Here is an 11,863-nt window from a genome sequence, read left to right as displayed (position 1 = left end):
TATGTTCTTAGATATGAACCGAATACAGAACCTTGAACGTAAAATACAGCACAAAATTATGAAATCAATACTTCAAATTTAACTTTTTTCTATAAATGGTGTCAGCAGGCATATTTTTCTGCCAATAAGGATTTTGAATGGTGGCTTTTAAAACCGCTCTTGAAGTTAAGGTTTTATTATGTGCACGATAACTCTCTTCCCAACCTACAATTTTATGAGGGAAACTCTTCTCGAATATAATTCTGAGGCTTCGTTTGCTTTCAATATAATTTACCCGATAATCAAATAAAGAGTCTCCTCTGAAAGTTGAATCGCCTTTATAAGGCTCTAAAGTAACGTCCGCAATGGCAGGTGCAGCCTTTTCTCGTCTCAGACGAAGTGAACCAAGACTCGGAATCAGGATGACTTTACCAACTGGTAATTGCTGACAAGGCACTAACCGGATGCGTGTCCAGAGCTCATCTTCCAGAATTGCTTTATCTATATGGTAATCATCTTCAATTTCTTCTTCGAAATAAGATTTACCTAAAACCTGATAGCCATTCTGGCGGAAATTCAATTGCAGGAATGTTTGCCCACTCCAATCCTGGTTGGTATTAGATACTTTTAAGGTAGATGTAATATCTTGTGTATGAACGGGCGTAAAAACAGAAGTATACATTGAGAAGTCGTGGATACCAGTAACAAAACGCCTGATAAAGTTTAGTTTCATTACTTTCACTGCTTTCTCCTTGGCATCAGACTCCAACTTTACGTGTTTATCTTTACGAAAATCTTCCGTATTGAAAATCATAATAGCTTCGCCATCGTGCAGGTTACCAAATTGTGCCTGTTTCAGGCTATAACTACTGATTTCGGCATTAGCTGTATACCAATACTTTTGGAAGTCCTGATTGTCGCAAAGTTGTGGCTGTCGATTTGATTCTTTTTTATTGCATGAGGCCAATAGCAAGACCCCGAAAAGGAAACACACGTATCTCATAAATATCGGTTTCGTAAAATATCTTTCAAATTTAGTTAATAAAATGCCTTAAGTGCATTAAATCTTCTAATTGATAAATGAATTGTATTATTTTTTGCCTTTCCAGCTTACCAGAAATACTCCTGTTAGTACTAAAATCGTGCCTATGATTTGTTCTAACCAGATGGGTTCGTGCAAAAACAAAGTGGCTAATATAATGGTGAAAATAGGGCCTATGCTGGCAATGATGGAAGCATTACCTGAACCAACACGCTTGATACCTGCCGAAAACATATAGGTTGGCAGTACCGTAGAAAAAATGGCCATTGATAAAGCTATAACGTAAACCTGAGGTGGAAATTGAAAAATATCGAGTCTATTATAAAAAAAACTATGAATCAAGGTCGGTACCAAAGCTGATAGCATAGCCCAGGAAGTAAAACGGGTTGTGCCTAATTTACCGATGAGTTTATCACTGCTAACCAGATAGAATGAATATGTGAGGCCACTTAAAATAACCAGAAAAGCCCCTAAGGCAATATTCTTCTGCTGATGCGCCTCAAAATGTTTGATAAAAGCTATAGTAATACCTGCGTAAGTAATTAGGAGAGCCAGCCATTGTAAACCTGTTACTCTTCTTTTAACCAGAAAAGCATTAATCAATAGAACGAAAGTAGGATAGATGAATAAAAGAATCCGCTCCAAGCTGGCAGAGATATATTCGAGCCCTAAGAAATTGACGTAAGCAGATATATAATAACCGATAAAACCCACCAGAACCACATAAAGCCAACGCTTTTTGGCAAAGATAGGATGAGATTCTTCTTTGTATCTTTTGCGGAGAATAATGAACAGGAAAAAAGGCGCAGAGAACAGGAAACGCAGCGATAAAAGCGAGATAGAATCAATACCATATTGGTAGGCTGATTTAATAAAAATACCTTTTAATGCAAATCCAAAAGCCGCTCCAAATACCAAAAATGCCCCAATCAAATACTTTGCGCGGTCTGTCATAAAAAATAAATCCTCTTATGATTTTCAAAAAGGTAAAAATGATAGCTTTGTTTTTATTTTGTACATTCCAACCAACTATTAAGTTCACGAATATTTGAAAAGTTAAATTTTTTATTGCTATTGTTGAAAATAATTACATAATTCACTCATTCGGAATAGATTAAATTAATTAACCCACATGGTAACGTCCAAAAAACTAAGAAAAGAATCAGAAGAAACTATTAGTATCCAGCCCCGTGAGCAAAAGAAGCCGTTATTGATGGAAATAGCTTGGGAGGTATGTAACCAAGTTGGTGGAATTTATACAGTTATCCGTTCTAAAGTGCCTTCGATGGTAGAAGAATGGGGCGAGAATTACTGTCTGATAGGTCCCTATTTTCAGAACACTGCCATGGTTGAGTTTGAACCTATCGAAGATCTGGAAGAGTCATATTTTGGCAGGATTGTAAAGCGAATGCAGGAAATGGGTTATGAAGCACATTACGGCCGATGGCTGGTAACAGGCAAACCCAAAATTGTTTTATTGGACTTCAAGAATCTACTATACAAAAGCAATGACCTGAAACATGCTCTCTGGAACAAACATCAGATTTCGACATTAAATGCAGAACCTTTGGTCGATCAGGTGATTGTGTTAGGTGAAATGATTCGAATATTTCTGACAGAATTTGGCGAAACCTATGGGCATAAGAATGATATAGCAGCGCATTTCCATGAGTGGATGGTGGCAACGGCTTTGATAGATATTCGTGCAGATAATGTGCCTATTTCTACTGTATTTACTACCCACGCTACTATGTTGGGTCGTTATATAGCAGGTAATGAGCCAGATTTCTATGAGAAACTTCGTTACTACAATTGGGAATATGAAGCACAACATTATGGCGTAGAAGCGCAGGCAAAAATTGAACGCTTTGCTGCTCAGAAATGCCATGTATTAACAACTGTAAGCGATGTGACAGCCAAAGAATGCGAAGTGTTTTTTGGGCGTACCTGTGATTTAATTTTACCAAATGGATTGAACGTAACTCGTTTTGCTGCTACACACGAGTTCCAGAATCTTCACATGAAATACAAAGAGAAAATCCATCAGTTTGTGATGGGGCATTTCTTCCAGAGTTATTCATGGGATTTAGATAATACACTTTATTTCTTTACTTCAGGACGTTACGAGTTTAGAAACAAAGGCTACGATTTGACCTTGGAAGCATTGAAAAGGCTCAACTTTAAAATTGTACAGGCGGGACTTGATACGACTATTGTGATGTTTATTATTACAAAAAATCCTGTCTATTCAATTAATCCTGAGGTCTTGCAATCAAGAGCTGTAATGGAAGAAATAAGAGAAACTTGTGAGGCAATTGAGAAACAAGTAGGTGAGCACTTATTCCACGCGTCTGCTTCTGACGAAAACCATAATTTGCCGGATTTGAACGAGTTTGTAGATGAATACTGGCGATTAAGATTGCGCCGCACGATTCAGACCTGGAAGACTAAGAAGTTACCGCAAACAGTTACGCACTTATTAAAACAAGAAGATGAAATTACAAATTATCTCAAACATACTAACTTACTGAACCATCAGCAAGATCGTGTAAAATTTGTGTATCATCCTGACTTTATTTCGCCTACCAATCCATTGTTTGGTATGGAGTATAGCCAGTTTGTAAGAGGTTGTCATCTGGGGGTTTTTCCAAGCTATTATGAGCCATGGGGATATACACCTTTGGAGTGCGTGGTTCGTGGTATACCAACTGTAACAAGTGATTTATCAGGCTTTGGAGACTTTATGATTCAATTGATGAAAGATTACGAAAGCGTAGGAGTATATGTAGTAGATCGCAAGGAAAAAAGCTATGATGAGGCTGCCGACCAGTTGGCTGACATCATGTTTAATTTCGTGACAATGAACCGTCGTGACCGTATTATGCAACGTAATCGTGTAGAAAATATCTCAGAGATATTTGACTGGACTAACCTACGTTCTTATTATGACACTGCTCATGATTTAGCATTGAAACGTAAAGGTGTTACCAGATTATAAGATATTAAAAAGGGAAGATTTTAAAATCTTCCCTTTTTAATATCTTATTGGGGCTATTTTCTATTTCCCAGCTTCATCAATCCACTTCGTCATTTCCTGTACTATCAGCTCGCTAGAGCCCATGTAGCCAGTACTTTTGAATTTAATCTTCCCTTCTTTATCAATACAGAATTTTGCCGGAATGCCGTTCACGCCGTAGTTGAGGGCTACTTCTCCACCCATATCAAGAATAACAGGATAAGAGTTCCATCCTCTTTGATTAACAAAGTTGGTAACGGTTGATTTCCATTGGCTTTGATCAACTCTTTCAAAAGTATCTACAAATAAAAACTGTACATTCGGATTATCTTTGTATTTATCCATTGCCTGTTTCATACCAGGGAAAGACATGATACAAGGTCCACACCAAGTAGCCCAAAAATCAAGAATTACTACTTTACCTTTCAGTTCTGATAATTTCACACTTTTACCTGATAAATCTACCAAAGAAAAATCAGGTGCTTCTGAGCCTACCGAACCCGCGCTTCTGCGTTTTACGTCTTCTCTAAAAAGCTTAGCAAAGAAGTGATTTTGACCTTCTTTTTCTAATTGAGCGGCAGTTTTAGCAAATACCTCAAAGTCTTTTTCAGGATTCAGAAAATTGTTAATAGCAATCAAACCCGCTAACGAAGTACCTAAGTCAGCAATCATTGGTTTGATCGTATTAGAATAGGTTTCTTCTGCTGCTATGTATTGTGCTTGAAGTTCTTTCTTCTTTTTCTCGTCTTTTTTCTTTGAGACGGCATCAAACTGCTCTTGTAAGGTAGTTTGTGTCTGACGGAATTTCTGAGCTTCGGCTACTATCTGATTAAATTTAGCCATGGCAGGAGACCCATCAACACTGAAAGTAGCGGCTTTGTCTGGAGTGCTTACGCCATCCGCTACTATACTCAGGTTTTCACCACCGTCTAAAATCAAACCAATTACCTGTTGATTAGCTATGTTGACCTGATATATCCCTGGTTCGGCTGCTTTCCCATTGATTATGAAAGTATTATCTGCAGCAATCTTCACTGAATCTACTTTCAATGGAATATTTCTGTCGTTCATTCTTTCCAGATAAACCTTACCAGCTACCGAATTATTTAATTTACCTTTTATGGTAAACGGCTTTCCGTTGGTAGTACTTGCTTTGGTATCAGCTGGTGCATTCTGCGGCTGAGACTGACAAGCCAGACCAAAGGCCAGAAAGCATATAGCAAAAAGAGATTGTTTCATATATGTGTTAATTCAATTATTCTAATATTCAGGTTGAATCGCTTACTTTAGAGCTTCCATCAACAATTGATTCGTGAGTTTAGGGTCGGCAGTACCTTTTGATTTTTTCATTACTTCTCCAACAAACATGCCAAGTAGACCTTTTTTGCCACTCTTAAATTCTTTCACTTTATCAGGATAAGCAGATAGAATCTCGTTGATTAACGTTTGCAAGGTGTCAGTATTGCTTTGCTGAATTAAATTGTTAGATTCGGCTAATGATAAAGCTGATGATTCAGGATTTTCTAATAATAACGGAAAAAGCTTCTGCGCTGCAGTAGAACTGCTTATTTTATTTTCGTCAACCAGACTAATCAATTCAGCCAATTGATTAGGTTTCAGAGGCAATCCATTAATCTCCATGCTTTTATCGTTGAGATAACCTTTAATCGTAGAGGTCAGCCAATTGGCAATGGCTCTGTGATTTTTGGTGAACTGAGTCGTTTCCAGAAAATACCCTGCGATATCTTTACTATCAGTCAATACTACTGCATGCTCATCTAGTATTCCGTATTCCTGTGTAAATTGCTTGAATAACTCATGAGGTAAAGCAGGCATTTTATCTTTAACCGATTGAAGCCATTCTTCCGAAATTCTGATCGGAGCTAAGTCTGGTTCAGGAAAATAACGATAATCGTTCATGGTTTCTTTTACACGCATACCAAAGGTTTCTCCTGTATCGGCATCAAAACTACGTGTTTCCTGAATAATCTCTTCACCAGCTTCTACCATACGTACTTGGCGCTTAAACTCGAATTCAACCGCTCTTTGCAGGTTACGGATAGAGTTCATATTTTTTATCTCTACTTTGGTACCTAATTTCTTAGTTCCTATCGGCCGAATAGATATATTCAAGTCGGCCCTCATAGAGCCTTCCTCCATATTGCCATCACAAATATCCAGATAACGAACAATCTTTCTTATCTCAGTTAGATACGCCCCAGCTTCTTCAGCACTTCTCATACATGGTTCCGACACAATCTCAACCAAAGGTGTACCAGCTCTATTATAATCCAGACGAGTATAAGCACTTTCTCCTTCGTGTACAGATTTTCCTGCATCTTCTTCTAGGTGAATATGATGCAGTTCAAGAAATCTTTCCTTGAATTGTTTACCGTCTTTCAGGCGCACAGTTACGCCACCTCCTTTGCAGATAGGGTATTTATCCTGTGATACCTGATAGCCTTTTGGAAGATCGGGATAGAAATAGTTTTTGCGGTCGAAATAATTATTCCTGCTTATTTCACAGCCACAGGCCAGACCCATTCTGATAGCATATTCTACGGCTTTTTTGTTCAACTTTGGTAATACTCCTGGATGACCCAAAGTAATTACACTTATATTCGTATTTGGCTCGCTGCCAAATTGGTTAGAATCTGAAGCAAAAATTTTACTTTCAGTCGAAAGTTGACAATGTACTTCTAGTCCTATAACAATTTCGTATTGCATGAAAAAAGGTTAAATATGAGGGCAAATTATTTGTCCAGGCCCGGTCTCACAAATTTACGAGCATTAGGGAAATCTTTTTCTATTTGTCGGCGTAGTTTTTCTAATTGAAACAAGATTTCGGTAATTTTATACGCTTTTTCAGGGAAATGTACTTGCAATACCAGCCAGGCTGCAATGCTTCTGTCTATACTGATAAGCGTTAGTTTGGCTTTTCCATTATAATAATCGGTCATAAAATCACTTAAATCTTCTTCGAAGAACAACTGACAGGCGTTTCTGATTTTGATGTAAATAAGGCTTTGGTACCAGTTAATGACCTCAAAGGCATCTTCAATTTGTGATAATGCTTCTTCTGCCTCTTCAACTGAAATAATTCCTTTATTCAAATCTTTCTGAAATTCCAGCCCTTTGCCTTGCATAAAGCCTTGTTCGGTTTTCAGAAATGAGCCATATAAGTACGTATATTCTTTAGCAATTTTTACATTCCTGTGATTATCGGCTTCTTTGTGTGGATCAATTGTGGGTGTTTCAGTATCTGCCTGGCCCACCATATCTTCCCAGCTCATGCCTTTATCTTCAATAATCTGCTTAATCAAATCCGTAGTTTGTTGAAAAACCTCTGTCAGACTATCCTCTATACTGGCCTCACCGCTTTGCTCTTCTTTATACTTGCGCATGGCAAAATTCATACACTTATTGGTAAAGGCACAGCGCTCACACCAACTATCACAGTAGTTGTAAATCCCGTCTATAAAGTCTGGATTTTTCAGGAATTTCAAAAAATCCTTTGGCATTTGACTGCTCATTTTCAATCCTTTCTTAAACAACAAATGAAATATACTTCAAACTTAAAGCTATTTTTTAAGAAGTTCAAACCTTAAAGTATTAAGTCTAAACTTCAATAAAACCGCTTATCCATTTCTTGTGGCAGGTATATAAGAATGTTTCGTAAGATTGTCTTATCAAAACTCGTATAAAGCCTCATAAGTTTCATCGAATTGGTCCATCGAATATGAAAAAATATTTTCCTTATGAAATTTGTTAAAATCTTATTACCTGCTCTATTACTTGTAAATGTCTTTGTTCAGGCACAACAGCCTACTGCTACGAGTGCTAATGCCAATCCGGCAGATAAAATAGGTTTACAAGAGGCCGTTGACGTGGCTCTGAAAAACAACCTTTCTATCAAACAAAGTAGTCTAACAGTTGAAGGCAATATCAATACACTCGACCAATCAAAATGGGCCAGATACCCTAACCTGAATGGGAGTGCCAACGTGAACCTGTTTTCAGGTCGAAACATCAACCCTTATACCAACGGTATTATTACCAATACTGTGGGTTCTAATGGTTTCGGGCTTTCATCTGGTGTTACCGTTTTTGACGGCTACCAGACACGGAATAATATAGCTTTAAACCAGACAAATGTCGAAGTAGCGAAGTTAGACTTACAAGCGATGAAAAATTCTATTACCCTGAATGTGGTAGTAGCTTATTTGAATATTCTTTCACAAGAGGATTTGTTGGCGATTTCTCAAAGACAGGTAGAGGTATCGAGAATACAATTAGAGCGTACACAGAAATTAGTCAATGCAGGCTCCGTTCCTGAAACTAATTTATTTGATATTCAAGCACAATTGGCGAATGATGAAGTACAGGTAGTAAATGCAGAAAATGCTATTATTACAGCGAAACTAACTTTAAAACAATTGTTGAATGTGGCCGCTGAAAGAAATCTGGATGTAGTAAGAATAGAGGTTCCGAATCCGAACATCGCACCATATCCGAACTCTTCTACAGAAGTATATGAAATTGCACAAAGTTTCCTGGCTGATGTGCAAGCAGCGGATATGCGCGTAAAAGCGGCACAGAAAGCAGTTGATATAGCTAAGGGATTAAAGTCCCCGGTAGTTTCAGCGTTTGCTAATGCAAATAGTTCTACTTCTACAGCGGCCGAAAAAGTATTAGTATCACAAAAAATAGTTGAGACTGAAGCTGGATACGTTGATGTAGCAGGCGTGCGTTATCCGGTTATCGCTTTATTGCCAACTACTTCTACTACTAGCGAAAAAATCGGTTATTTCCGTCAGTTAAGTGGTAATATAAACTATTCGTTAGGGTTAAGCGCAAGAATCCCGATTTTCAATGGATTTAATGCCAAGTATCGTACCACCGGAGCTATGATTCAAAAGAAACAAGCAGAAGTACAGGCTGAGAATGTACGTTTACGTCTACGTCAGGATATCGAAACAGCGTATGTAAACATGAGTAACTCGGCAAAAAAATACTCAGCTTTAGGCAATCAGGTGCGTGCTTTAGAAGAATCTTACAGAGCAGCAGAATCTAAATTTAATGTAGGTTCGTTGAATTCACTGGATTATAGCATTTCAAAAACTAACCTGGATCGCGCCAGAGCCAACCAGATTCAGGCAAAATATGATTATATTTTCAGAATCAAGATTTTAGATTATTATCAGAACAAACCACTTAATTTCTAAGCCTTGTACCTTTTTCCAGGCATAGAGCTAATTACTTACCTTATTACTAATTGTATACAAATTTATTTTCTCAATGAAAAAATCAAATAGAATCTGGTTGATTTTGGGCGGCGTAGTCGTCCTACTTGTAATATTTCTATTCGTTGCGAAATCGGCGGGTTGGATAGGTAAAGAAAAACCTACCGAAGTTGAATTTGTAAAAGTAGGAAGAACAGATATTATTGAAACAGTTTCGGCATCGGGTAAAATCCAGCCTGAAGTTGAAGTAAAAATAACACCTGACGTACCCGGTGAGATTATCGGTTTATATGTGAAAGAAGGTGATTCTGTGAAAAAAGGACAGTTATTATTGAAAGTTCAACCTGAAAACTATATTTCAATTACTCAACGTGCTGAAGCCGTTGTGAACCAGTCAAAAGCCAGCGCAGAACAAGCAAGATCTACTATTGCACAATCAGAAGCTCGCCAGATACGTGCACAGGCAGAATATGACCGTCAGAAAAAACTATTTGCTGATAAAGTAATTTCAGCTTCTGATTTAGAAATTGCTGAAACCAATCTGAAGGTTGCCAAACAAGATGTTGCTGCTGCAAAATCTAACCTGGAGGCTTCGACCTTTAATATCAGAAGTGCAGAAGCAGGTTTGAAAGATGCCTCTGAAAACCTACGTAAAACCAGTATCTATGCCCCAATGAATGGTATTGTCTCTAAACTGGCCGTAGAATTGGGAGAAAGAGTAGTGGGTACCTCACAGATGGCAGGTACCGAAATGTTGCGCATTGCCAACCTGAATAATATGGAGGTTAGAATCAACGTAAACGAGAATGATATTGTGCGTGTAAGCTTAGGTGATACTGCTAATATTGATGTAGACTCGTACTCATTGACAGGTAAGAAATTTAAGGGAATCGTAACTCAGATTGCCAATACTGCCAATGGCGCAGGAGGTACTTTGGCTGCTGCTTCGTCTGCTACTGATGCCGTAACAGAGTTTGAGGTAAGAATCAGAATTCTACCGGAATCTTACCGTGATTTAATTGATAGAAAAGCGAAAAAAGTATATCCATTCAAACCTGGTATGACGGCAACGGTTGATATTATTACTGAGAAAAAAGAAAAAGTAATAAGCGTACCTATTGCTGCTGTAACTACCCGTGACGGAAGCAACAATGAAGAGAAGAAAGACCAGCAAGGCCCACCAAGCGAAGATCAAGGTGCTAACGAACCGGCAAAACCTAAGAAAAAAGAATTGCCTAAAGAGGTGGTATTTGTAGCTGGTGCAGAAAACAAAGTAAAAATGCGTGAAGTAAAAACAGGTATTACTGATACAGCCGCCGGAACAATTGAAATTAAAGATGGCTTGAAAGAAGGAGAGGAAATTGTATCAGGACCGTTTATCGCTGTATCGAAGAAGTTGAAAGACGGTGACTTAGTTACCAAGAAAGGAGAGCAGAAAGATAAAGCTAAGAAGAATTAATTTATTCATACGCATCAATAAATACTTATACAAAAAGACTGCTGAAATGCGGTCTTTTTGTTTTTTCAAGGCTTTTGGTTTATTTAGCATCATGAACTAAATCCTTGAAGGGACGAACATGAAAATAACGATTATAGGAGGCGGCAGTTGGGCAACGGCTATTGTTAAGATTTTAAGCGAGGGAAATGTACAAATTAAATGGTGGATGCGGAGCAGTGAAGACGCAGAGCACATCAAAAGACTTCACCATAACAAAAACTATCTGAGTAGTGTAGAGATTCACCCCTCAAAGGTAAAGCCTTATACCAACCTAAAGGAAGCCTTACGTGGTACTGAGTGGGTAGTGCTGGCAGTTCCAGCAGCTTTTCTTTCAGATGCCCTAAAAACCGTTGACAAAAGCCATCTTCAAGGTAAGAAGATTATATCTGCTATCAAGGGGATGATTCCGGCCACTAACCAATTGGTAACTGACTGGATAGAGCAAATCTATGAAGTGCCTGCCTATAACATTGGTGTGATAGCCGGACCTTGCCATGCGGAAGAAGTAGCTTTAGAAAAACATTCTTACCTCACCATAGCTTCACCTAATTTGCAATTGGCGAATGATTTTGCGGATTTATTGCGTTGCCGTTTTGTAAGCACGTCGGCCTTAGCAGATTTGTATGGGGTGGAATATTCAGCCGTGATGAAAAACATTGTAGCCTTGGCCTGTGGAATTACGCACGGCTTGGGTGGTGGAGATAATTTTCAGGCCGTGATGGTATCAAACGCCATGCAGGAAATCTGTCGTGTAGTAGATGTGATAGACCCAATGAAACGGGATTTAAGCGCCTCAGCTTACTTGGGTGATTTACTCGTTACCGCTTACTCACAATTCAGCCGTAACCGTACCTTTGGTAATATGGTAGGTAGGGGATATAGCGTAAAAGCGGCCCAATTGGAAATGAATATGGTAGCTGAAGGGTATTATGCAGTAAAGTGTATTTACGAAATGCTGAAAGGTTATGATATAGATATTCCTATTACCAACTTTGCCTATCAGATTCTTTATGAGAGTGCACCTTTGAAGAAGGAGTTTGAGAATCTGAAAGAGAAATTGAAGTAGGATTCTGCATTGAGATGCA

At 38.3% G+C, this 11,863-nt stretch carries 9 protein-coding genes; 4 read left to right on the top strand and 5 right to left on the bottom strand.

Annotated elements, in window-relative coordinates:
- Nucleotides 1-64: 64 nt before the first annotated feature.
- Both ACYVFA_RS00320 and ACYVFA_RS00315 read right to left on the bottom strand, forming a co-directional pair.
- Nucleotides 65-982 carry a hypothetical protein gene (locus ACYVFA_RS00320; RefSeq protein ID WP_460469785.1) on the bottom strand — a complete coding sequence of 306 codons (918 nt, stop codon included), beginning with the start codon at nucleotides 980-982 and terminating at the stop codon, nucleotides 65-67.
- Between the two features lie 87 nt (nucleotides 983-1,069).
- Complete coding sequence (locus ACYVFA_RS00315) at nucleotides 1,070-1,975, bottom strand: DMT family transporter (RefSeq protein WP_460469784.1); 906 nt, start codon at nucleotides 1,973-1,975, stop codon at nucleotides 1,070-1,072.
- 178 nt (nucleotides 1,976-2,153) lie between these two features.
- On the opposite strand from ACYVFA_RS00315, the gene ACYVFA_RS00310 reads away from it, so the two are divergent.
- Nucleotides 2,154-4,019 (top strand): glycosyltransferase family protein, encoded by a 1,866-nt coding sequence (locus tag ACYVFA_RS00310; protein WP_460469783.1) that lies wholly within the window; start codon nucleotides 2,154-2,156, stop codon nucleotides 4,017-4,019.
- Nucleotides 4,020-4,079: 60 nt separating this feature from the next.
- Here the strand turns inward: ACYVFA_RS00310 and ACYVFA_RS00305 are convergent, their stop codons facing one another.
- Genes ACYVFA_RS00305 through ACYVFA_RS00295 form a run of 3 tightly spaced genes read right to left on the bottom strand, consistent with a single transcriptional unit; the run spans nucleotide 4,080 to nucleotide 7,558 of the window.
- On the bottom strand, nucleotides 4,080-5,276 hold the full coding sequence (locus ACYVFA_RS00305; RefSeq protein WP_460469782.1) for a redoxin domain-containing protein: 1,197 nt from the start codon (nucleotides 5,274-5,276) through the stop codon (nucleotides 4,080-4,082).
- A gap of 42 nt (nucleotides 5,277-5,318) precedes the next feature.
- On the bottom strand, nucleotides 5,319-6,764 hold the full coding sequence (gene gatB / locus ACYVFA_RS00300) for an Asp-tRNA(Asn)/Glu-tRNA(Gln) amidotransferase subunit GatB (RefSeq protein WP_460469781.1): 1,446 nt from the start codon (nucleotides 6,762-6,764) through the stop codon (nucleotides 5,319-5,321).
- 26 nt (nucleotides 6,765-6,790) lie between these two features.
- On the bottom strand, nucleotides 6,791-7,558 hold the full coding sequence (locus ACYVFA_RS00295; protein WP_460469780.1) for a hypothetical protein: 768 nt from the start codon (nucleotides 7,556-7,558) through the stop codon (nucleotides 6,791-6,793).
- A gap of 237 nt (nucleotides 7,559-7,795) precedes the next feature.
- On the opposite strand from ACYVFA_RS00295, the gene ACYVFA_RS00290 reads away from it, so the two are divergent.
- The 3 genes from ACYVFA_RS00290 (at nucleotide 7,796) to ACYVFA_RS00280 (ending at nucleotide 11,844) form a co-directional block, all read left to right on the top strand.
- Complete coding sequence (locus tag ACYVFA_RS00290; RefSeq protein ID WP_460469779.1) at nucleotides 7,796-9,262, top strand: TolC family protein; 1,467 nt, start codon at nucleotides 7,796-7,798, stop codon at nucleotides 9,260-9,262.
- Nucleotides 9,263-9,335: 73 nt separating this feature from the next.
- Entirely contained in the window at nucleotides 9,336-10,739 is a 1,404-nt protein-coding gene (locus tag ACYVFA_RS00285) for an efflux RND transporter periplasmic adaptor subunit (RefSeq protein ID WP_460469778.1), read from the top strand.
- A 118-nt stretch (nucleotides 10,740-10,857) separates the two neighbouring features.
- Nucleotides 10,858-11,844 carry an NAD(P)H-dependent glycerol-3-phosphate dehydrogenase gene (locus tag ACYVFA_RS00280; protein WP_460469777.1) on the top strand — a complete coding sequence of 329 codons (987 nt, stop codon included), beginning with the start codon at nucleotides 10,858-10,860 and terminating at the stop codon, nucleotides 11,842-11,844.
- The last annotated feature ends 19 nt before the right edge of the window (nucleotides 11,845-11,863 follow it).

It is taken from the genome of Emticicia fontis, from assembly GCF_054779675.1.
The sequence above is the reverse complement of the archived record's forward strand: the minus strand, read 5'-3'. Positions and strand labels throughout refer to the sequence as shown.